Source organism: Hydrogenophaga crassostreae (assembly GCF_001761385.1).
GTDB classification, from domain to species: Bacteria; Pseudomonadota; Gammaproteobacteria; order Burkholderiales; family Burkholderiaceae_C; genus Hydrogenophaga; species Hydrogenophaga crassostreae.
The window spans coordinates 3,975,981-3,998,027 of sequence record NZ_CP017476.1; the positions used below are offsets into that span (position 1 = coordinate 3,975,981).

The following is a 22,047-nucleotide window of genomic DNA, read 5'->3' on the forward strand; positions in this document are numbered from 1 at the left end:
ACCGGGAACGCCGCGGATCTGGTTTTGCCAGTCGGCCAGCGTTGCCCCCCAGTGGGGGGTGGCGGCGTCAGCCGACGCGGGGGGCGTTCTTCTTCCTCTCCACCATCCGCCAGATGAACGGCGTGAAGATCAGCTGCATGGCCAATTCCATCTTGCCGCCCGGCACCACGATGGTGTTGGCGCGGCTCATCATGGAGCCGTTGATCATGCTGAGCAGGTAAGCAAAATCGATGCCCTTGGGCTTGGCGAAACGGATCACCACCATGCTCTCGTCGGCCGTGGGTACGTCGCGTGCCATGAACGGGTTGGAGGTGTCAACGATCGGCACGCGCTGGAAGTTCACATGGGTGTGCTGGAACTGCGGGGTGATGTAGTGCACGTAATCGGGCATGCGGCGCAGGATGGTATCCGTCACCGCGTCGGCGCTGTAGCCGCGCATGTTCTTGTCGCGCCAGAGTTTCTGGATCCACTCCAGGTTGATCACCGGCACCACACCGATCAACAGGTCGGGGTACTGCGCGATGTTGAATTCGTCGGTGACCACGGCGCCGTGCAAACCTTCGTAGAACAGCATGTCGGTCTTCTCTGGCAGCGGCTCCCATGGCGTGAAGGTGCCCGGGTCTTGTTTGTAGGGCGCTGCCTCTTCGGCGTTGTGCAAATACTTGCGGCTTTTGCCTTCGCCTGTTTCGCTGTAGGTTTTGAACAGGCTTTCAATTTCGCCAAACAGATTGGCATTCGCGCCAAAGTGGCTGAAGTTGTTGTTGCCCGCCGCTTCTGCCTCGGCTGCCCTGGCCTTCATTTCCTTGCGGTCGAAGCGGTGGTAGCTGTCGCCTTCAATGATGGCCGCGGTGACGTTCTCGCGGCGGAAGATGTTCTGGAACGTGCGCGTCACGGTGGAGGTACCAGCGCCGGACGATCCTGTGATGGCAATGATGGGGTGGCGTTCTGACATGAGGGTCTCCAGGAAAACAAAACGGGTACAGCGAAAGGAAAGTTCACCGAGGGCACCGCGGAAGCGGCTCTGCCGGGCCGCCAGTGCCGCCACCTTGAGAGGGTGGCGCGCCCCAAGGCGCGGCGCAGGAGTGGTCAACTAGTCCCGAAACAGTGAGCGCTCGGCAAACAGCGGATTGCGTTCTTTGTATTCCGCGGGCTCGGCGTGGTAACGCTCGATGCGCTCCACTTCGTTTTTGGAGCCAAACACCAGGCCGATGCGCTGGTGCAAGGCGGTGGGTTGCACCGTCAACATGGGCTCGCGACCGGTGCTGGCGCGACCGCCGGCTTGTTCGATGATCATGCCGACGGGGTTGGCTTCGTAGAGCAGACGAAGCCGACCGGGTTTGCTCGGATCTTTGGTGTCGCGGGGGTACATGAACACGCCGCCACGCAACAGGATGCGGTGGGCTTCGGCCACCATGGAAGCGATCCAGCGCATGTTGAAATCTTTGCCGCGCGCACCGGTTTTTCCAGCCAGGCACTCATCCACATAACGCTTCACAGGCGCCTCCCAGAATCGGCTGTTCGATGCATTGATCGCAAACTCGTGGGTGTCTTCGGGCACCTTCATGCTCGGGTGCGTCAACATGAACTGGCCCAGATTGGGATCCAGCGTGAAGCCCGCCACGCCGTTGCCCACGGTGAGCACCATCATGGCGGTGGGCCCGTAAAGCGCATAGCCAGCGGCCATCTGCTGCGTACCGGGTTGCAGGAAATCGGCTTCGACCACATCGCGTCCGCTGTCGATCACGTCTTGCGGCGCGCGCAGGATGCTGAAGATGCTGCCCACGGTGACGTTCACGTCGATGTTGCTGGACCCGTCAAGCGGGTCGAACACCAGCAGGTATTTGCCGCGCTGCATGGTCTTGGGAATCTGGTACGGCTCGTCCATCTCCTCAGAGGCCATGCCGGCGAGATGCCCCCCCCATTCGGTCATCTCGGTGAAGTAGATGTTGCTGATCACATCGAGGCGCTTCTGTTCCTCACCCTGCACGTTGACCGTGGTGCTCCCATCGACCAGATCGCTCCCCGGCATGCCGCTGAGCTCACCAAAGGCCACCGATCGCGCAATGGCTTTGCAGGCCAGCGCCACATCCAGCAACAAGGCATTGAAGTCGCCACTGGCCGAAGGGAAGCGGCGACGCTGTTCGATCAGGTATTGGGTCAGGGTGTAGCGGCGGCGGGTGGTCATAGCGGGCTTTCGGTTTCTACAGATGGAGCGTGCGGTTCAGCGGGATTCGGCATTGGTGCGCAGTTGCTGCATCACCTCCCGGTACCCGCCATCCGGGTCGGGCGCGCCAAACACGGCGCTGCCGGCCACCAGCGTGTCAGCGCCGGCGGCAACGATCTGGGCGATGTTGTTCAACTTCACTCCGCCATCCACCTCCAGCCAAATCGGCTGGCCGCCTGCGGCCATGTGGGCATCGATGCGCGTTCGGACCGCTTGCAGCTTGGGCAGCGTGGAAGGAATGAACGCCTGACCACCGAAGCCCGGGTTCACGCTCATGAGCAAGACCAGATCGAGCCGGTCTATCACGTGGTCCAGCCATTCCAGCGGTGTCGCCGGGTTGAGCGCCAGGCCCGCCTTGCAGCCATGGTCGCGGATCAGTTGCAGCGTGCGGTCCACATGGCGACTGGCCTCAGGGTGAAAGCTGATGAGGTTGGCGCCGGCCTGGGCAAACAACGGAATCAGCGCATCCACTGGCTCGACCATGAGGTGCACATCGATCGGGATCTGGACGTGTGGGCGGATGGCTTCACACACCAGCGGTCCGATGGTGAGGTTGGGTACGTAGTGGTTGTCCATCACGTCAAAGTGCACCAGGTCGGCCCCGGCGTTTTCGATGGCGCGCACCTCCTCCCCCAGACGGGCAAAGTCGGCAGACAGGATGGAGGGGGCAAGGCGGATCATGGCGGTCTCTCACGGTTGAAAAGCGGCGTGCCACTCGCGCAGGTGCGCCAGCTGCACCGAAGAGAGGTCCGGCACCACGCGCATCGCGCCAGTGAAGTCGTGCCCGGCCGTGAACGTGTTGGGGGTGATCAGGGTGGGCAGGCCGGCGGCGCGCGCGGCCTGCAAGCCGTTGGAAGAGTCTTCAATGGCCAGACATTCGCTGGCCGGCAGACCCAGTTCAGCCAGCACCTTGCGGTACACCTGCGGATGCGGCTTTTTTTTCGGCGCGTTGCCCGCATCGCCGATGGCCGCAAACATGGCGCGCCAGTCCGCGCCCAGGGCACTGCGCAACAGTGCGGCGATGTTGGCGGGCGACGTGGTCGTGGCGATGGCCAGCGACAGTCCGGCGGTTCGCGCATCCTCCATCAGAGCCAGCACCCCGGGACGAAATGCCACCGCCCCCTGGTTGACAGCTTCTTCGTAGAACGCGGTCTTGACCTCGTGCAAACGATCAACAGTGGCTTGTATCGCTCCACCATCGAGCTCGGTCAAATCTGGGTTCACCTGGCGCCAGTGGTGCAGCATGCGTTCCTTGCCGCCAGAGACGGCGAGCAACTCGGTGTAGTGCGCCAATGTCCAGTGCCAGTCCAGGCCTTCCTGAGCAAATGCCTGATTGAACGCCCGCAGGTGCACCGCCTCGGTATCAGCCAGCGTGCCATCGACATCAAAAATCAGGGCCTTCAACATACGGATTCCTGGGTGCTCGGCCACTCAAAATCAAGGGCTGAAGGCCACTATAAGGATTCGGTTAAGTAAGGTAAATTAACGATATGTTTGTCTTCAGTTCAGGTTTTACTTAATGAAGAACGCCACCATCCGCCAACTCAGGGTTTTTACCGAGGTCGCCAGACACCTCAGTTTTGCGCGCGCCGCCGAGGTGTTGCACCTCACGCCACCGGCGGTGACCATGCAGGTCAAGGAGCTGGAAGGCCATGTTGGCATGCCCCTGTTTGAGCGCCAGGGGCGCCAGGTTTCGCTGACCACCGTGGGCGAATACATGCTGGTGTATGCGCGCCGGATCATTGCCACACTGAAAGACGCCGAAGACGCAGCGGCCCGTTTGCAGCACCTGGAAATGGGCACCCTGACCATTGGCATGGTGAGCACGGCCAAGTATTTTTTGCCGCGATTGCTGGCCGGTTTTCAGCGGGAGCACGAGGGTATCGAAACCCGGCTGGCGGTCGGCAACCGGGAGCAGCTCGTGAAAATGCTGCACGGCAATGAAGTCGATATCGCCATCATGGGTCGCCCGCCCAAAGAACTGGCCACCCGCGCCGAGCCCTTCGCGGCCCACCCCCACGTTTTTGTCGCCGCACCCGACCACCCCCTGCTCAAAGTCGCCCACCCCACGGTGGACATGCTGCGCCCTTACGGGTTCATCTCCCGTGAACGCGGCTCAGGCACGCGCGCAGCCATGGAGCACTTCCTGAACCAATCGCGCATGGAACCGAGGGTGGTGATGGAAATGGGCAGCAACGAGACCATCAAGCAGGCCGTGATGGCGGGTATGGGGATCAGCTTTCTGTCGCTGCACACCATCGGGCTGGAGCTGGAACACAAACTGATTTCGGTGCTGGAAGTGGAAGGCACGCCCATCGTGCGCGCCTGGAACGTGGTGCACACCCTGTCCAAACTGCTGTCACCAGCCGCCGAGTCGTTCCGCTACTACATGCTTGAACGGGCTGAGCAAGACCTGGCGCGCAGCTACGGCCGCTTCATGAACCTGGAAGCCCCGCCCAGCGCTGCCGCACCAGCCGCGTAACGCCACTAGTGCCACCCCCACAAGAAAGACCTATCGCGCCAGGCGCGCACCCACGTGCACATCGCCCCGCACCTCGGCCAACTCCACCTGGCGCTGACGCTCGGCCAGACCGGCTTTCTCTTCGGGTGTCCGTTTGTCGTGGCATTGGGGGCAACTCACGCCTTTGACGTAGTGCGGCGAGGCCTTTTCCGCATCGCCCAGCGGCCAGCGGCATGAGCGACACAGCTCATACGGCCCAGGCATCAAACCATGGCCGACGCTCACGCGCTCGTCAAAAACAAAGCACTCACCCTCCCAGGCGCTTTCTTCTGGCGGTACTTCTTCCAGGTATTTGAGAATGCCGCCTTCCAGGTGGTAGACCTCATCAAAGCCCCGCATCTTCATCAGTGCGGTCGATTTCTCGCAGCGAATGCCGCCGGTGCAAAACATCGCAACCTTGGTTTTCTTTGCGCCTTCTCCCTGCAAGCTGGGCTGCGCATCGAGCCAGGCAGGGAGTTCGGTGAAGGTTTTGATGTCAGGGTTGATCGCGCCCTTGAAGCTGCCAATGACCACTTCGTAATCGTTGCGGGTGTCGATCACCACCACCTCCGGATCGGCGAGCAACGCATTCCAGTCGGCCGGCTTCACATACCGCCCCACCGTTTTGTTGGGATCCAGTTCGGGTACCCGCAGCGTGACAATTTCCCTTTTCAGCCGAACTTTCATGCGCAGAAACGGCGGCTTGTCGGACCACGACTCTTTGGGTTGCAGCTCGCTCAGGCGCGGATCGGCATGCAGAAAGGCCAATACCTTGCGCACCCCGACCTCTGGCCCGGCGATCGTGCCGTTGATGCCTTCGCTGGCGAGCAGCAGCGTGCCTTTGACATTGTTGGCTTCACAACAGGCCAGCAACGGATCGTGCATGGCCTTGTAGTCAGGCAAATCAACGAACTTGTACAAGGCAGCGGTGAGGTAGAGCGGCGCGGTTTGCATGGGTCAATTATCGTACCGGCGCGGGCGGCGCCCCTGCCGCAGGAACACCTACAAGGGCTCGATTTGAGATAGATCAGGCTTTTCCAGCCATTGAGCAAACTCGTCAGCCAGTCGCTGCGCGGCCGAAGTGGCGCCGTTCCAGACCCGGGTGCGTGAGGCGAGATCCTGGCCATAGCGCGTGAAATCGGTTCGATCGGGCAACTTCGCATTGGGCAGCGTTCTGACCCATGCAGGATCGGGCGCCACCACCAGCATGCTGTCCAGCGCCGGGCTTGACGCGTGGCGACGCTTCCAGGCCTTGTCGAGCCAGCCGGGCACCACCGACCGCTGGAAATGCGGGTAAAGCACCAGCGGAGAAGACGCGGGCAAGCGGTAGCGCAAATGCATGTGGTAGTCGGTGATGCCGCCATCCCAATATGCGCCGCGCGGTGCGCCTGCAATGTCTTGCACCGGGCGCAGGACAAAAGGAATGGAGCAACTCGCCTGCAGCGCATCCATGAAGTTGTCTTCACTCAGCCTGGCCTGATGGGAGCGAAAGTCACCGGTATCAAACGGCAAGGCCGCACCGCCAGTGTCTTGCCCGGCGGAGAACACCACGCGGTCGATCAAGTTTGCCAGGGCCCTGCGGTTCGCGGCATTCGCCGCAAATGCCCCGGCATACCCCAACGGCGTTCGCCAGCGTCCATCGCGGGCCAAAATCCCGCGTCCGCGCGAAGCCAGCACATGCAACCGGTAACGCGGATGCGTCAGTATTTCGCTGGTGCGACCGCCAAAAAAGCCGTCCAGATTCTGCCGGAACTGGCGGCTCACCTGATCGGCCGAGGGGCGCTTCTGGCCTGGCGGGAGTTCGAAGTGCTGCGCGATGTAGTCGTGCTCCAGCCGTTCCAGGGCAGCGACGTTGTGGTTCAGGCAAGCGGTCGCCATGCGCCATGCACCAATGGAGGCGCCAATGAGATGCACGGGTTGCGTCGACCGGGTGAGCCACTCACCAAACAACAACCGGTCAAGAGGGCCGAGGATCAGGCCCTTGGGACCACCAGCGGCAGCGGGGATGGCACCGACGTCGCAGGGACGCAGGCCATGGTGTTCAATGTGGCGCCGGGCCTGAGGGCCGGCGTAAAGGCGGAGCGCTTGCATAAGCGCCCATTGTCGTGCAGCGGGCGCTTTCGCTCCCGGGGTCGGCTCAGGCAGCCTCGGCTGCTTCGCTTTCGCGTGTCAACGAGGGGATTTCTTCGCCCACGATGATGTCGGGATCGATGCCCAACGCCAGGCCGATGGAATCAGGGTAGGTATTGATCAGGCCCTCGCTGCCCAACGACATCTCCTGCGCGCGGGCACGCCATGAGGCCACATGCACCACGCCTGCAATCGGCTCATAGACGTCGTTTTCAAACGGTGCATTCTGGTGGTGGATCGCGTCGATCATCTTTTTCGGGAATCGCCATTCTTTGGCCAACGCAGCCCCTACTTCGGCGTAGCTGTAGCCAAACAACCCTTGCTCGGCGCGCGAGCGCTTGAGGTCCAGCATGGGAATGCTTCGATCCAGATCCAACATGGCTTCGGGCATGGCGGCATGCATCACCAATTCGCCAATGCCATGCACCAGGCCAGAGGTAAAGGCCGTGCTTTCGTCGATCTTGATCGGCAAGGCAATGTAGCGCGACAGGTTGGCCGAATTCAGGCTGTAGCGCCAGAACTGGTTGAGGTTGACCCCGGCCACGCAATGGAACCCTTCGCCCATCGATGCCGCAATCACCAGCGCGCGCACCTTGATCAGCCCCATCATGTTGATGGCCTCTTTGGCGTTGGACACCGAACGGTGCAGGCCGAAGAAGGCCGAGTTCGCTGTCTTCAGGAGCTTGGCCGTCAGCACTGGATCGTCTTCGATCACGGATGCCACGTACATCAGGTCGACATCTTCCTGGTTGAACGTGTCCATCAACTTTCGAACCACCTTGGGAGCGGCTGGCAAAGCGTTGGGCTGCTTGAGGAGTTTTTCGAAGTTCATGGCGGCGTACTCGATGAGGAAGAAGAAGAAAAGGAACGGTTTCTATTGGTTGTATCGACCAAAAGAAGCGCTTCTGGAGTCCTTTTTTTGGTTCTTTCCAGGCGCCATCCCGAGAAAAGGAGGCACCTGGAAAGCAACACCAATCGGGCTCAGGAAAACACGGCCAGCGCCTGGTTGAAAGACCACTCGGCAGGGTCTTTGCCAAGCACGCTTTCCAGGTCAAGCCCCAGCGTAAGACCCACCAGGTCGGGAAATGTGGCAGCAAGCCCCTGCGAGTCCATCTGGAGCTCCTCGCCACGGGCCCGCCACGACGCAAGGTGCAGCAAGCCCGCGAGCGGGTCGTAGGCCTCGCCTTCGAAAGGCGCGTTCTGGTTGGTCAGCGCAGAGACCATTTCCGGGGGAAACTGCCATTTTTCGGCCATGCCCGCACCCACTTCGGCATAGGTATAGCCAAAGGCATTCATTTCCGCCTCGGCCCGGTTCAGATCCAGGGGCGGCGTGGCCATGTCCAGGGGGGCCATTTCATCGGGCATGGCGATGTGCATGATCAAGATGCCAATCGCGTGAATCAGTCCCGCCGTGAAGGCGTTGCCCTGGTTTTGGTTCAGCAGGCCGGCCAGTGACCGGGCAATTTCCGCCGAGCGAAGGCTGTAGCGCCAGAACTGCTTGAGGTCAATGCCCGGCACGTTTTTGAAACTGGCGCCCAAAGCGGCCGCCATCACCAACGAGCGAACATGGGTCAGCCCCAGCAGGGCGACCGCTTCATCGGCGTTGCCGATTTTCCGGCTGACCCGAAAGAATGCCGAGTTGGACAGCCGCAGCACCCGGGTGGTCAGGGCAGGGTCGTGCCCAATGAGCTCCCCCACCCTTCGTGGGCTGGGCTCTTCGCGGTTCATCTCGCTGAGCAGGTCGGAGACAGCACGCGGCATTGCCGGCAGTGCGCGGGGGTAATTGAGCAGGGCTTCGAGTTGCATGACAGCAGGCGCTCCGGGTAGAGAAAAGTGTGCGTGACTGCTCTCTCTATCGGCTCGGCCCAACCCAACTTGAGGCAAAAAAGCCGCCCCAGGCGGCCTGTGGATTCGGGTACCGCGCGAGGCCCCGACCACCCGTTGAGCCCCCGGGATCAGGCGCCCGTGAACGCCTTTTCATGCATCCAGGCGGCGTGCTTGGGGGCGCGCTTGGTTTTTGTCCATTCTTCCAGCATGTCCCACTTCACATCGTCGAGCTGCTTCATCATTTCGGGTGTACCGGTATTGGCAGCCAGTTCCAACCGGTGGCCGTTGGGGTCGAAGAAATAGATGCTCTTGAAAATGGTGTGGTCGGTGATACCGATCACCTCAATGCCTGCGGCTTCCAGCTTCGCTTTGGTCGACTCGAGAACGGCCACGCTGTCCACCTCCAGCGCGATGTGTTGTACCCATTCGGGGGTGTTCGCGTCGCGCCCCATTTCCGGCGCATTGGGCAGTTCAAAAAACGCCAGGATATTGCCACCACCCGCGTCCATGAACAGATGCATGTAGGGATCGGGCGCCAGGGTTGACGGCACCTGGTCTTCTGCGATCGCCAGAACAAAGTCCATGCCCAAGTGCTGGGTATACCAGTTGACGGTCTCTTTCGCGTCCCGGCAGCGGTAGGCGACATGGTGAATTTTTCGGATGTTGCTCATGGTGATCTCCAGAAAAAGTGAAGGTAGCTCAAACGCCTTCGCGCGCGAGCGCCAAGGCCTGTTTCAGGGCAGCGATGTCGCCCACCTGGTTGGCCAGCAACAGGATCAGCTTGGCATTGAGCAGCTGGCTCTGCTCATCGCTGAGATCGCGGTGGCTGTCGATCAACGCCTCATAAAAATCGTCTCCCGGCGTGAAATCCCGGAAATAGCGTTGACCGGGTTCGGCCAGATTGGGGTGCAATAACAATGGCATGGTGTTGTCCTCGGTCAAGCCGCCGTGGCTGGGGTGGCGTCAGGGTTTGGGTCTGGCCTTGACACAGGCAGGTCTTGCCCGGTCGCGCGGCGCATCGCCGCCTGCAACGCTTCCAGTTTGAAAGCGCGCCAGCGCGCGGCCACATGTTGGTCAGGGCGAATCAGGTACACACTGCCCGGCCGCGCATCCATGCGTTGGGCCATCAAGCCATCCCTGTCGTGCAGAGCCGTCATGCCATCGCCCCCTTGCCCGCCATGGGTGGTGACCCAGATCACCTGCACAGGAACAGGCATCGCGGCCAGGTCGGCAACCTGCCTCTGCAGGTCGGCCAGCACGGCGTCCCCCGCATCGGCGCGGTCTGCGAAGGCCAGCAGGACAAAGCGGCCACCCAACTGGTCCAGCAGCCAGGCATCTTGCCCGGCCACCCGCACCGGGGCGTCGTCCAGCGGCGCGCCAGGCACCATGTCGCCCGCGAAGGCATCGCTGTCCGGGGTGTTCAAAACCGAATTCACCAGAAAGGCAGGCACGCTCAGGCGGCCCGAGTTCACCAGCTTGCGTGCAAACGGCTGGCTGCGCGCCAGCTCCAGCGCGGCGTTGCGAAACAGCTTGCTCACGGCGCTCTTGGGCGTGATGAAGTCGGTGGAACGGGTGGAATTCCGGAGGTTTTCATCGGCCGCGTAGGTGCGGTCGGCGTCGTAGGTATCGAGCAGCGATTCGGGCGCCAGCCCCTTGATCACCAGCGCCAGCTTCCACATCAAATCGTCGGTATCCTGGAAACCCGAGTTGGCGCCGCGAGCGCCAAACGGCGACACCTGGTGCGCCGCGTCGCCCGCGAACAGCAGGTGGCCATGACGGAAATTCTTCATGCGCCGGCACTGGAAGGTGTACACACTGGCCCATTCCAGCTCGAACTCGCGCTCGTCGCCCAGCATGGCCTTGACGCGCGGCAAGATGTTTTCGGGCTTCTTTTCCTCCTCGGGATCGGCGTCCCAGCCGAGCTGGAAATCGATGCGCCAGACGTTGTCGCTTTGCTTGTGCAGCAACACGCTTTGATTGGGATGAAACGGCGGATCAAACCAGAACCAGCGCTCGGCCGGGAAATCGGCCTTCATCACCACGTCGGCGATCAGGAAACGGTCCTTGAACACATGGCCATCGATATCCAGGCCCAGCTCACGGCGCACATTGCTGCGCGCGCCGTCGGCCACGATCAACCAGTCGGCCTCTATGTCAAAGGCACCATCGGGGGTCTCCAGGCGCACGCTTGCCCCATCGCTGAGCGGTGTGACGCCAACCACCTTGTGCTTCCAGCGCAGGTCCACGCCCACCGCCTCGGCCCGGTGCACCAGCGCTTCTTCCAGGTGGTATTGCTGCAGATTGATCATGCCCGGGCGCTTGTGGCCCGCATCAGGCACCAGGTTGAAGCGGTACACCTCTTCTTCTCGCAAGAAGGTACGGCCCACGCTCCAGCTCACGCCCTTGTTCACCAAACCATCGCCCATGCCCAGGCGGTCCAGAATTTCCAGCGAGCGCTTGGCGTAACAAACAGCGCGCGAACCGAATGAAACGCTGTTGTCTTCATCAAACAGAATGACGTCCAGACCCTGCAGCCGCGCGTCGATCGCCGCCGCCAAGCCCACAGGCCCGGCGCCGATCACCACCAATGGCCGGCGCCGTGGCGAACCCTGCATCAAATCGGCGGGAGGCTTATAGGGAAATTCTGGGTACTCGTAGGTGGCCATGTCTTGTCTCTTGTGGGGTCTGTTGCCGCCCGATTGTTCGCCAACCGGCAGGTAGGCATCATAAACAAAAATTCCATATTGGTAAACACGTTTCGCTAAACGTAATTAGTTTCGTCAGAAATCCAGACACCGCTCAGTCAAATCGCCAGTCGGCCACCACCGGCTGACCGACCCTCAACACCTGCCCGAGACCCTCCAGTGCAATGGCGTTCATGCCAAACGTGACCGCACCGCCCAGACGCCGGTCCTGGCGGTAGGTCTGCAGCGTGTCGCTGACTTCGCTGGATGCCCGGGCCGTGAGCGGATCGATGTTGGGGATGGGGCAGCGCGCGCAGGGTTTGACGTTGTCCAACACCGCATCTCCCTCATCGGTGGCAACGCGCCAGGGCCCAATGCGGTCTTCATCGTGGGCCTCGATGCCCGCCAGCACGATGTTCGGCCGGAAGCGGCTCATGGCAACGGGGGGGTAGCCTCCCTGCGCCAGTCGTGCATTGAGTTCCACCAGCGAAGCAGTGCTGCTGACCAACAGACCAAAACCATCGGCGAACTGCGTCCAGGCTTCATGTCCCCTGGTCCATTTCGGACTGCAGACCCGGCGCGCGCCAGGATCAAACCGCACCAGGCGCAGGCGTGTCAATTCGTTGGGAGCGTCTCCGCCCAGGCAATCGCTGAACCATTGCGCGGCTGCGTCCCCCATGTCCAGGGCGCTGACCGTTTCGCCCCAGACCGTGACCACCAAAGCCGGGCCTGCGGCCTCAAAAAGCAAAGTCAAAGGCGCCATGCCTGGCGCATGCAACTCAAACCCGCCCTCGATGAAAACCGGCTGAATCAGCGCCATGCGGGGCAGTTCACGCTGTGTCACGAACCCGCCCTCGCTGTCGACCACCATCCAGTGGCGATCCCAACGCAAGCCGGTGGGGGTCAACTCCACCTCGGACAAGGCGATGCCTGCACAGGACTTGACAGGGTAGATCCAGAGCTGATCGATCTGGGCGCGGACATCGGCAAAAGGCGGCAAGGTCATGGTGAGGTGCGATATTGAAAGAAGGGGCTTGCAGCAAATTGTGCGCCGCCATGCCTCCCGTGGGCCAACAGCCATGCCCCATTCAAGGCATTGCCCCGGGCTGTCCAACACGGACCACCCCACACCCTAGAATCTCCGCATGCCTTCTACCCCTGCCTCCAGCCCTTCGACCCGGCGTTTTGATGTCGCCGTGCGCGGTGCCGGCATCGTTGGTCAGACCCTGGCCCTGCTGCTGGCGCAGGCCCGTTTGCGCGTGGCCCTGGTCGCCCCCGCCAAGCCAGCCGCTTCTGCCGATGTGCGGGCCTATGCGCTCAACGCCGCGTCCCGGGAGTTGCTTCGCAAAGTGCGTGCCTGGCCTGAGCCCGAAGAGCCCGATACCCCAGCGACACCGCCTGTGGTCACCCCTGTCAGCGGCATGGAGGTCTATGGAGACGACGGTGGCGCGGTGCACTTCAATGCCCTGCGCACCGGCCAGGAAGCCCTGACCTGGATCGTCGATGTGCCTGCACTGGAGCGGCGCCTGACCCAGGCCGTGCAGTTTCAAGGCGGCATCGAACGTCTGACCGAGGCCCCGAACGCGGCCTTGACGGTGATTTGCGAAGGTCGGCGCAGCAGCACCCGAGAAGAACTGGGGCTGGAGTTCGACGTGCGGCCCTACCCCCACAAAGCGGTGGCTGCCCGCCTGCGTTGCAGCCAACCCCATGGAGGCGTAGCGCGCCAATGGTTCAAAGGTGGCGAGATCATGGCGCTGCTTCCGCTCGACGGCGCCGAAGGTCACACCGTCGCATTGGTCTGGTCGGTCGAAGCTGCCCAGGCCGACCAGCGGCTAAAAGAAAGCCCGGAAGCCCTTGCGCGCCTGATCCAGGATCACTGCGGCGCCGCGCTGGGCGACATGCAGATGCTCAGCCCAGCCCACGCCTGGCCACTGGAACTCTCCCGTGCGCAACGCTGGATCACCCGCACGGAAAAAGGTGCTGTGGCCCTGGCTGGTGATGCCGCTCACGCCATGCACCCGCTGGCCGGTCAAGGGCTGAACGTGGGCTTGGGCGATGTCGCCGAACTGGCCAGGGTCCTGAACCAACGCGAATTCTGGCGCGAGCCCGGCGACCTCAAGTTGTTGCGCCGCTATGAGCGCGCCCGCCAGGCCGACGTCAACGCCATGGGCTGGGCCACCGATGGCCTATTCGGTCTGTTCGCTCAAACCGACAGCCGCGTGCAGTTGCTGCGCAACTGGGGCATGAACGGCGTGGACCGCCTCGATCCGCTGAAAAACTGGCTCGCCCGGCAGGCCATGGGAACCATCACCTGACCGGCACGATCACTCTTCGTTCACCCATACCTTCAAAGCGCCGACAGGCCCACACATGAATCTCATCAAAACCACCCTCCTCGCCATGCTCACCGCGGTGTCATTTGCCGCCGTGGCGCAAGAAGCCGTCATTCGGAAAAACCTGACCGAGCGCCTGCCCAACCTGCCCTCGATCGACGAAATCAGCAAGGCCCCCATGCCCGGCCTTTATGAGGTTCGCATCAACCAGAGCGAAATCTATTACACCGATGCCAAAGGTGACTTCCTGATTCAAGGCGCCCTGATCGATACCAAAGCCAAGGTCGACCTGACCGAACAGCGGGTCACCAAGCTGTCGGCCATTTCTTTCAGCGACCTGCCTCTGAAGGACAGCTTCACCATTGTCCGCGGCAAGGGCGAGCGCAAGCTGGTGGTCTTCGAAGACCCCAATTGCGGCTACTGCAAGCGTTTCGAGCGCGACCTGGCCAAGATCGACAACGTGACCGTTCATGTGTTGCTCTACCCCATTCTGGGCGCCGATTCTGCTGAAAAGTCACGCAACATCTGGTGTGCAAAAGAGTCCGGCAAGGTTTTCGAAGACTGGATGGTCAACGATGTCACACCTGCAGCGGCCAACTGCGATGCGGCACCGGTCGGCCGCAATGTGGCTTTCGGCAAAAAGGCCCGTATCACCGGGACGCCGACCCTGTTCTTTGTCGATGGAACCCGGGTGCCCGGTGCCATCCCGGCCGACCGCATTGAAAAGCTCTTGAGCCAGGCCAAGCCCTGACACCCCATGAGCCTGCCCATTGCCACCGAGACCGACGACCCCCGCGACACCGCCTTGGTCCGCACCTTGGGGCAGGGTGGGCTGATTCCATTTGTGTTGCTGGCGTCCATGCTGTGGCTGGTATCGGACCACCTGCAAGCCTGGGTGGCCATGGCGCTCGTGGCCTATGCGGCCCTGATCGTTTCTTTCCTCGGTGGTATTCACTGGGGCATTGGCTGGCAGGCCGGGTTGCGCGAGCGTCTTGACAAGCAAACGCCTCGCGCCCTGCATGCACAAAGGCGCCATTTCCTCTGGGGCTTCGTACCCCCTTTGCTTGCCTGGCCAGGCGCTTTGATGCCCGCCTTTGCCGGCCTTGCCTGGCTGGGCTTTCTGTTGATCATTGGTTACCTCGCCGATCGCGCGCTCTACCCACGCGCGGGCCTTCAACAGTGGCTCACTTTGCGCTTTCGACTCTCAACCGTGGCAGCACTGAGCTGCTTCATCGGCGCTGGCGCCCTTTGATTCAAACACCTGTCATGACCATTGCAGCATCCCGAACACCCCGCCAAAGTGTCCAGATCAAAACCAAGGCCAAGACCAAAACACCACAGCCGGGTGTGCTGTTCCAGGTCGAAGTCAAAAGCCTTGAGTCACACCTGTTTGCCATCAAGCTGACCGTCAAGCAGCCCACCAGACGGCAACGGGTGAGTCTGCCGGTGTGGATCCCGGGCAGCTATCTGGTGAGAGAGTTTGCGCAACACCTGCAACACATGCAGGCCACACAGGGCGGCAAGCCTGTGCCCGTGCGCCAGATCGACAAGAACACCTGGCAGACCGAAACCGACCCGACCAAGCCACTGCAACTGAGCTACGAGGTGTACGCCTTCGACCCCTCGGTTCGCACCGCTTTTCTCGACCGCACGCGTGGTTTCTTCAATGCCACCAGCCTGTGCGTTCGGGTGGTGGGTCAAGACGAGGCACCGCACGCGATCGACATCAGCGCCAACCACCTGCCCGCCGACTGGCAATTGGCCACGGGTCTGAAGCCCAAAAAGGTCGACCCTGCCGGTTTTGGCCGCTACACCACCGAGAATTACGACGAACTGGCCGACTGCCCCGTCGAAATGGGCAGCTTCTGGAGCGGTGAATTCGTGGCGCGCGGCGTGCCCCACCGCTTCATCGTGGGCGGCGCGGGCGCCTGGTTTGACAGCGAGCGGCTGCTTGCCGATGCACAGCGCATCTGTGAAGCCCAGATCGACTTCTGGCACGGGCCCAAGGGCAAAGCGCCTTTCAAGAACTATCTGTTCATGCTGCACGCCAGCGGCGAAGGTTATGGCGGGCTGGAACACCGCAATTCCACGGCGCTGATTTGCCAACGCACCGATTTGCCCGCGTTGCCGCCCACGCGCTCCACCTCGGGGCGGGCCGGCGGCGAAACGCTTGCATCATCCGAAGAAAAACCCGCTGCGCTCAAGGCCACCGATGGCTACACGACGCTGCTCGGCCTCATCAGCCACGAGTACTTCCACACCTGGAACGTCAAGCGCATGCGACCCGCCGAATTCAGGCGCTACGACTACGACCGGGAAAACCACACCGAACTGCTCTGGTTCTTCGAAGGCTTTACCAGCTACTACGACGATCTCTTCCTGCGCCGGACCGGTCTGATCAACGACACCACCTACCTGCACCTGGTCACCAAAACCTTCAACCAGGTTGAGCAGACGCCGGGGCAGCGGGTGCAAAGCGTGGCCCAGGCCAGCTTCGACGCCTGGCTCAAGTACTACCGCATCCAGGAAAATTCACCCAATGCCACGGTGAGTTACTACACCAAAGGTGCCCTGCTGGCCATCTGCCTGGATCTCACCCTGCGGGCCGAAGGCAAAGGCACACTGGACGACGTGATGCGCGCCTTGTGGACGCTCGGCGAAGGCGGACCTGTTCGCGAGGCTGATGTGGCTAGGGTGCTCAAGCTGGTGGGCAAGCGCCCTTTCACCACCGAGCTGAAAGACTGGGTACACGGCACCACCACCCTGCCTGTCCTGAACCTCCTGGAGCAGGCTGGTGCACAGGTACAACACGACAAAGCGCCATTGGCGCAGCAGTTGGGGCTGCGTGTGACCGAAACCAATGGCGTGATCTTGAAGAACGTGCTGCGCGGTGGCGCCGCCGAAGCCGCTGGCATGGCGGCGGGCGATGAATGGCTGGCGGTCGAATTTGAACCTTCAAGCCGTGCTCAGAATGCCGAGTCGTGGCGCATCACCAAACTCGAAGAGGTCAATCTGCTGCGCGGCCAACGCACCACACTGACGGCGATCGTGGCGCGTGACAAGCGCCTGCTGCGCTGCACACTGCACTGGCCAGGAACGACCCAGGCAATCAAGCTGGGTGTGGCGGATGCCAGCAAGCTGGCGACCTGGTTGAACTAGGGCGTCCAGGCATCAGAGGCGCCAGCTTCGCAAGCCCCCCCGACCGGTCACTGCCCGCGAAGCAATGCCGGATCGGGCACCGAACCGGTCGACACGGCGTGGTAGTCACGGTCGAAAACCACTGTGAAAATCTTCGAATCGCTTGTGTTAGGGCCGTCGTGGTAGCGCCAGTCGTAGTGGGTTTCACCTTTCAACTCATAGGTGGTGATCTTCATGGGTTTGCCCAGCATCTTGCGCACCGTCTCCATAGGCATCCCCACTTCCACCCGTGCAAAGTTGTCCGGGTTCAACACCTGGCGCAACGCACTCATCTTGCCGTCGGCACCGATGGTGATCTGGTAATTCTGGTATCCCTCGGGCTGACGGTTGTATTCATAAATCTGGTCACCGTCGGCCCCGTCCCACACAGCCTCAGGCGCGCCAAATCGCTCACGAACATCGGCCTCTGTCGACACGCCCTCTTCCAGTTCGACAATATTCTGCTGGTCGCAGGCTGTGATCGCCACCACAGCGAACACCGCTGCCAAAGCCAAACGCCAGAAACGCGATGAAAGAACAGGGCTTGAGGACATGGGTGTGATTCCTTGAAAAACGACCGTTTCAGTGTAAACCCCGATCTGCCGTGCACGCGGCCGTCAGCCCCGCCGAGGGTTGCAAACGGTAACATGCAGTTCCCATGAACAAGACCCCTCCGCTTGCGCCGTTCAGGCCGCGTTTGTTGCAAGACATGCGCGGCTACACCGCCGAGCGCTTTGCGCGCGACGCGGGCGCGGGCGCCACAGTCGGCATCGTTGCGCTGCCTCTCGCCATGGCCTTCGCCATTGCCAGCGGACTGAATCCCGAAGCCGGCCTGTGGACAGCCATCATTGGCGGCTTCATCGTTGCCACCCTGGGCGGCACCTCGGTGCAAATCGGCGGCCCGGCCGGCGCCTTCATTGTCATCGTCTACGGCATCGTTGAACGCTACGGGGTCGCCAACCTCTTGATCGCAACGGCCAGCGCAGGCGTGCTGTTGTTTCTGCTGGGCCTGTTTCGCATGGGCAACCTGGTGCGCTATGTGCCGGTGAGCGTGGTGATTGGCTTCACCAACGGCATCGCGGTGTTGATTGGTCTTTCTCAGTTGCGCGATTTGCTCGGCCTCGACATCGCCAAAATGCCGGCCGACTTTTTCAACCAGATTCTCACGCTGGCTCAGCATCTGAATGGGCTCAACTGGTACGCCCTGGGTTTGGGCCTGGCGTGTATCGGCGGCCTGTTTCTCTGGCCGAGGTTGTGGGCGGTGGATTCGCAGTTTCGACGCCAGCTCGATCAAATCGACACCGTGAGTGCGCTGCGCGCCACCTCCAGACTCCCCGCCCCCGTGGTCGCCCTGTTCACCCTGACGCTGGCGTCCTGGTATTTCAAGCTGCCGGTTGAAACCATAGGCACCCGTTTTGGCGGTATCCCCCAAAGCACACCACCCTTCGCGCTGCCCGCTTTTTCCTGGGAGACGGCCAAGCTGCTGGTGACACCCACACTCACCATCGCCCTGCTGGGCGCCATTGAGTCGCTGCTGTGCGCCCGAGTGGCCGACCAGCTCAGCGAGACCCCCAAACACGACCCCAATCAAGAACTCATGGCACAGGGCATCGCCAATGCCGTGGTGCCTTTTTTTGGTGGCATGCCCGTCACCGGAACCATTGCCCGCACAGTCACCAATATCCGCTCAGGCGCCACCTCGCCGGTGGCGGGTATCGTGCACGCTGGCACTTTGGCCGCGGTGGTGTTGCTCGCCGCACCCCTGGCCCAACACATTCCCCTCGCCGTGCTCGCCGGCGTGTTGCTCTTCGTGGCCTGGAACATGGGGGAATGGCGCGAGTTCAGCCGGTTGAAGCAATTCACCAACCACTACCGGCTGATGATGGTGTCCACCTTCCTCGCCACCGTGATCTTCGACCTCACTGTCGCCGTTGAGCTGGGCCTGGTGATGGCCTGCGTGCTGTTCGTTCGGCGCCAGAGCGCCATCTTTCAAGCCGAGAAAATTGAACACAGCGACCACACCCTGCGCTACTCGCTCTACGGCTCACTGTTTTTCGGCGCTGCAGCCAAAATGGACCCCATCCTGGCCGAGGTCGGGAGCGCGAAGCCTGGGGTGCATGTGGAGCTCGATGCATCCCGCCTGATTGCTTTGGATACCACCGGTCTGGACGCCCTCGAACAGTTGCACAAGGCCATTCTGAAACACGGCGGGAGCCTCAGCATGACCGGTCTCAACCCTCAGCCGAAATCTCTGATCGAGCGTTCGGGCTTTGCCGCCCACCTGCATGCCACCCCCGGCAAGGCAGAACGCCCGGCGGACCGGTAAAATCACTCTTTTGCCCAAACCGGCGTCTCAAACGCCGCACACCATGTCCTTCTTCGCCCGCCCGCACTACCGCTCTGAAGCGACCCAGTTCATCGACCAGCTCAAAGCCGACAAGCCCGAGCTGGAGCAGGCGCAGCGACTGGGCCGCTCCCTGTTGTGGGACAAGCAGATTGACCGCGACTTCCAGGCCCAGGCAGAAGCCGCAGAAGTGCCACAGCGCCCTTACGTTTATCAAACGGTGTCCGATCACATCTGATCAGTTTTGACCACACCGGGCACACTCGCGCCATGACGCCGAGCGACACCACCGAACTCGACGCGGCGCCGGAGGGCCTGGATTCGGTGTTGCCCGGCGTGGTCGATCAGGTGGCCCTGGCCCGCCTGTATGGGGAGCCTCTGTTCACCATGCCGCGGGATTTGTATATCCCGCCCGACGCCCTGCAGGTTTTCCTCGAAGCGTTCGAAGGCCCGCTGGACTTGCTGCTCTACCTGATTCGCAAGCAGAACTTCAATATTCTCGACATCCCCATGGCAGCGGTCACCCGCCAATACTTGAGCTATGTGGACGAGATCCGCCAGAGCAATCTGGAGCTGGCGGCCGAATACCTGCTGATGGCCGCGATGCTGATCGAGATCAAATCGCGCATGCTTCTGCCGCCCAAGAAGGCTGCTGAGGGCGAAGAAGCTGAAGACCCTCGTGCCGAGCTGGTGCGCCGCTTGCTGGAATACGAGCAGATGAAGCTCGCAGCCCATCGCTTGACCGAAATTCCCGTATATGGCCGTGATTTCTTGCGCGCCCAGGTCTATGTGGAGCAATCGCTGGCGCCTCGCTTCCCCGATGTCAGCGCCATCGACCTGCAAAGCGCCTGGCGCGACATTCTGAAGCGCGCCACGTTGGTGCAACACCACAAAATCAGCCGAGAAGAGCTCTCGGTGCGGGAGCACATGAGCATCGTGCTGCGCCATTTGCAAGGCAAACGCTTCGTGGAATTTGGCGATCTGTTCGATTTTTCCCGCGGTCACCAGGTCATGGTGGTCACCTTTATCGCGATGCTCGAGCTCGCCAAAGAAACCTTGATTGAGCTGACACAGGCCGAGGCCTTTGCGCCCATTTACGTGCGCCTGGCCTATACCCCCAACTAGGTCTTTGAATCGCTGCCCATTTCAGTGGCCAAAGACCTCATCACACCCTCATCCCGCCACACGCCATGAGTGCCAACCACCATTCTTTTGACGTACTCATCATCGGCAGCGGCCTGGCCGGCCTGACCGCCGCCCTGCGCCTGGCGCCCACACACCGGGTGGCCGTGATCACCAAGCGCGGCATTTCCGACGGCTCCAGCAATTGGGCCCAGGGCGGTATCGCCGCGGTGCTCGCCGAAGGCGACAGCTATGCCTCCCATGTGGACGACACCCTGGTCGCAGGCGCCGGCCTGTGCGACCTGGAAGCCACCAAGCTGACGGTCGAAAATGCACCGGCGGCGATTGCCTGGCTGCAAGAGTTAGGGGTTCCGTTTTCGACCGAACTGGGCGAACTGCATCTCACCCGCGAAGGCGGTCACAGCCACCGCCGCATCGTTCACGCGACCGACGCCACAGGTGCGGCCGTGCAGAAAACCCTGAGCGAACGCGCCCGCGCCACGCCCAACATCGTCTTCTTCGAAAACCACATGCTGGTGGACCTGATCACCGATGCCAAGCTGGGCCGGGCACACCAGGCAGGCAAGGCGTCCACCTGCCATGGCGCCTACGTGCTCGATGTGGACCAGGACGTCATCGAAACCTTCCAGGCCCCCCACACCATCCTGGCCACCGGCGGCGCAGGCAAGGTCTACCTCTACACGACCAACCCCGACACCGCCACCGGCGACGGCATCGCTGCCGCCTGGCGCGCTGGTTGCCGCGTAGGCAACATGGAATTCATCCAGTTCCATCCCACTTGCCTCTACCACCCCCACGCCAAGAGCTTTCTCATCACCGAAGCCGTGCGCGGCGAAGGGGGACAGTTGAAGCTCCCCGCGCGCCTGGAGAGCCACCGTTTCATGCCCGACCACGACGAGCGCGCCGAGCTGGCGCCCCGCGATGTCGTGGCCCGCGCCATCGACTTCGAGATGAAGAAACACGGTCTTGACTGCGTGTATCTCGACATTTCGGACAAGAGTCCCGCATTCCTGCAAGAGCACTTTCCCAACATCCTGGCGCGCTGCGCCGAGTTGGGCATCGACATCACCAAAGACCCCATCCCGGTGGTGCCCGCGGCACACTACACCTGCGGCGGCGTGGTCACCGACCTGGCTGGCCGCACCGACCTGACCGGCCTCTACGCCGTGGGCGAAACCACCTGCACCGGTCTGCATGGCGCCAACCGCCTGGCCAGCAATTCGCTGGTGGAGTGCATGGTGTTCGCCCAAGCCGCCGTCAAAGCCATCCAGGAAACCCCGGCTGGCGAAGCCGCCGCCCTTCCTGCCTGGGACGACAGCCGCGTCACAGATGCCGATGAGATGGTCGTTATTTCCCACAACTGGGACGAACTGCGCCGCTTCATGTGGGACTACGTGGGCATCGTGCGCACCAACAAACGCCTGGAGCGCGCCGCCCACCGCATCACGCTGCTGCAACGCGAAATTCACGAGTTCTATTCGCAGTTCCACGTCACCCGCGACCTGCTGGAACTGCGCAACCTGGTGCAGGTGGCCGACCTCATCGTGATGTCCGCCATGTTGCGCCACGAAAGCCGCGGCCTTCATTTCAGCCGCGACTACCCCGACCTTTTGCCGGTGGCAAAACCCACCATCCTGGTGCCCCCCGCACGCTGAAATGCTGGCTCCGATTTTCGAAAAGACATC

The 22,047-nt window shown here is 62.0% G+C and carries 22 protein-coding genes; 9 read left to right on the forward strand and 13 right to left on the reverse strand.

Annotation, left to right across the window (positions count from 1 at the left end; genetic code table 11):
* Window positions 1-67: 67 nt before the first annotated feature.
* The 4 genes from LPB072_RS18355 to LPB072_RS18370 form a co-directional block, all read right to left on the reverse strand.
* Entirely contained in the window at window positions 68-952 is an 885-nt protein-coding gene (locus LPB072_RS18355; RefSeq protein WP_066087464.1) for a phosphoribulokinase, read from the reverse strand.
* A gap of 138 nt (window positions 953-1,090) precedes the next feature.
* A complete protein-coding gene (locus LPB072_RS18360; protein WP_066087422.1) occupies window positions 1,091-2,185 on the reverse strand; it encodes a class 1 fructose-bisphosphatase in 1,095 nt (364 codons plus the stop codon).
* Between the two features lie 36 nt (window positions 2,186-2,221).
* The gene (gene rpe / locus LPB072_RS18365) at window positions 2,222-2,905 is read right to left on the reverse strand and encodes a ribulose-phosphate 3-epimerase (protein WP_066087419.1); all 684 of its coding nucleotides are present in this window, start codon (window positions 2,903-2,905) and stop codon (window positions 2,222-2,224) included.
* A 9-nt stretch (window positions 2,906-2,914) separates the two neighbouring features.
* A complete protein-coding gene (locus LPB072_RS18370) occupies window positions 2,915-3,631 on the reverse strand; it encodes an HAD-IA family hydrolase (RefSeq protein WP_066087414.1) in 717 nt (238 codons plus the stop codon).
* Window positions 3,632-3,743: 112 nt separating this feature from the next.
* On the opposite strand from LPB072_RS18370, the gene LPB072_RS18375 reads away from it, so the two are divergent.
* Window positions 3,744-4,706: a LysR family transcriptional regulator gene (locus LPB072_RS18375; RefSeq protein ID WP_066087411.1), complete on the forward strand. Its 963-nt coding sequence runs from the start codon at window positions 3,744-3,746 to the stop codon at window positions 4,704-4,706.
* A 30-nt stretch (window positions 4,707-4,736) separates the two neighbouring features.
* On the opposite strand, the gene trhO is transcribed toward LPB072_RS18375, so the two are convergent.
* From trhO to LPB072_RS18415, 8 genes are all read right to left on the reverse strand, one after another.
* Window positions 4,737-5,678, reverse strand: a complete 942-nt coding sequence (trhO, locus tag LPB072_RS18380) for an oxygen-dependent tRNA uridine(34) hydroxylase TrhO (RefSeq protein ID WP_066087408.1) — start codon at window positions 5,676-5,678, stop codon at window positions 4,737-4,739.
* Window positions 5,679-5,726: 48 nt separating this feature from the next.
* Window positions 5,727-6,815 (reverse strand): patatin-like phospholipase family protein, encoded by a 1,089-nt coding sequence (locus LPB072_RS18385; RefSeq protein WP_066087405.1) that lies wholly within the window; start codon window positions 6,813-6,815, stop codon window positions 5,727-5,729.
* 46 nt (window positions 6,816-6,861) lie between these two features.
* Window positions 6,862-7,686, reverse strand: coding sequence for an HDOD domain-containing protein (locus LPB072_RS18390; RefSeq protein WP_066087402.1), 825 nt, complete (start codon window positions 7,684-7,686; stop codon window positions 6,862-6,864).
* 149 nt (window positions 7,687-7,835) lie between these two features.
* On the reverse strand, window positions 7,836-8,660 hold the full coding sequence (locus LPB072_RS18395; RefSeq protein ID WP_066087399.1) for an HDOD domain-containing protein: 825 nt from the start codon (window positions 8,658-8,660) through the stop codon (window positions 7,836-7,838).
* Window positions 8,661-8,809: 149 nt separating this feature from the next.
* Entirely contained in the window at window positions 8,810-9,352 is a 543-nt protein-coding gene (locus tag LPB072_RS18400) for a VOC family protein (RefSeq protein ID WP_066087396.1), read from the reverse strand.
* A 28-nt stretch (window positions 9,353-9,380) separates the two neighbouring features.
* Window positions 9,381-9,605, reverse strand: coding sequence for a DUF2783 domain-containing protein (locus LPB072_RS18405; protein WP_066087461.1), 225 nt, complete (start codon window positions 9,603-9,605; stop codon window positions 9,381-9,383).
* A 14-nt stretch (window positions 9,606-9,619) separates the two neighbouring features.
* Complete coding sequence (locus tag LPB072_RS18410; RefSeq protein WP_066087393.1) at window positions 9,620-11,347, reverse strand: FAD-dependent oxidoreductase; 1,728 nt, start codon at window positions 11,345-11,347, stop codon at window positions 9,620-9,622.
* Window positions 11,348-11,480: 133 nt separating this feature from the next.
* On the reverse strand, window positions 11,481-12,371 hold the full coding sequence (locus tag LPB072_RS18415; protein ID WP_066087390.1) for an MOSC domain-containing protein: 891 nt from the start codon (window positions 12,369-12,371) through the stop codon (window positions 11,481-11,483).
* A gap of 139 nt (window positions 12,372-12,510) precedes the next feature.
* Between LPB072_RS18415 and LPB072_RS18420 the strand changes: the two genes are divergently transcribed.
* The 4 genes from LPB072_RS18420 to LPB072_RS18435 are packed head-to-tail and all read left to right on the forward strand — an operon-like array spanning window position 12,511 to window position 16,857.
* Complete coding sequence (locus tag LPB072_RS18420) at window positions 12,511-13,680, forward strand: FAD-dependent monooxygenase (RefSeq protein WP_066087387.1); 1,170 nt, start codon at window positions 12,511-12,513, stop codon at window positions 13,678-13,680.
* Window positions 13,681-13,735: 55 nt separating this feature from the next.
* A complete protein-coding gene (locus tag LPB072_RS18425) occupies window positions 13,736-14,449 on the forward strand; it encodes a DsbC family protein (RefSeq protein ID WP_066087384.1) in 714 nt (237 codons plus the stop codon).
* A gap of 6 nt (window positions 14,450-14,455) precedes the next feature.
* On the forward strand, window positions 14,456-14,950 hold the full coding sequence (locus LPB072_RS18430; RefSeq protein ID WP_066087380.1) for a DUF3429 domain-containing protein: 495 nt from the start codon (window positions 14,456-14,458) through the stop codon (window positions 14,948-14,950).
* A 14-nt stretch (window positions 14,951-14,964) separates the two neighbouring features.
* Complete coding sequence (locus LPB072_RS18435) at window positions 14,965-16,857, forward strand: M61 family metallopeptidase (protein ID WP_082876788.1); 1,893 nt, start codon at window positions 14,965-14,967, stop codon at window positions 16,855-16,857.
* A 47-nt stretch (window positions 16,858-16,904) separates the two neighbouring features.
* On the opposite strand, the gene bamE is transcribed toward LPB072_RS18435, so the two are convergent.
* Window positions 16,905-17,429, reverse strand: a complete 525-nt coding sequence (bamE, locus tag LPB072_RS18440) for an outer membrane protein assembly factor BamE domain-containing protein (protein ID WP_197508858.1) — start codon at window positions 17,427-17,429, stop codon at window positions 16,905-16,907.
* Window positions 17,430-17,533: 104 nt separating this feature from the next.
* On the opposite strand from bamE, the gene LPB072_RS18445 reads away from it, so the two are divergent.
* From LPB072_RS18445 to nadB, 4 genes are all read left to right on the forward strand, one after another.
* On the forward strand, window positions 17,534-19,201 hold the full coding sequence (locus LPB072_RS18445) for a SulP family inorganic anion transporter (RefSeq protein WP_066087378.1): 1,668 nt from the start codon (window positions 17,534-17,536) through the stop codon (window positions 19,199-19,201).
* 43 nt (window positions 19,202-19,244) lie between these two features.
* Entirely contained in the window at window positions 19,245-19,457 is a 213-nt protein-coding gene (locus tag LPB072_RS18450) for a DUF3460 family protein (RefSeq protein ID WP_066087376.1), read from the forward strand.
* Between the two features lie 32 nt (window positions 19,458-19,489).
* The gene (locus LPB072_RS18455) at window positions 19,490-20,344 is read left to right on the forward strand and encodes a segregation and condensation protein A (protein ID WP_066087373.1); all 855 of its coding nucleotides are present in this window, start codon (window positions 19,490-19,492) and stop codon (window positions 20,342-20,344) included.
* A gap of 65 nt (window positions 20,345-20,409) precedes the next feature.
* On the forward strand, window positions 20,410-22,017 hold the full coding sequence (nadB, locus tag LPB072_RS18460; protein WP_066087369.1) for an L-aspartate oxidase: 1,608 nt from the start codon (window positions 20,410-20,412) through the stop codon (window positions 22,015-22,017).
* Window positions 22,018-22,047 lie beyond the last annotated feature (30 nt).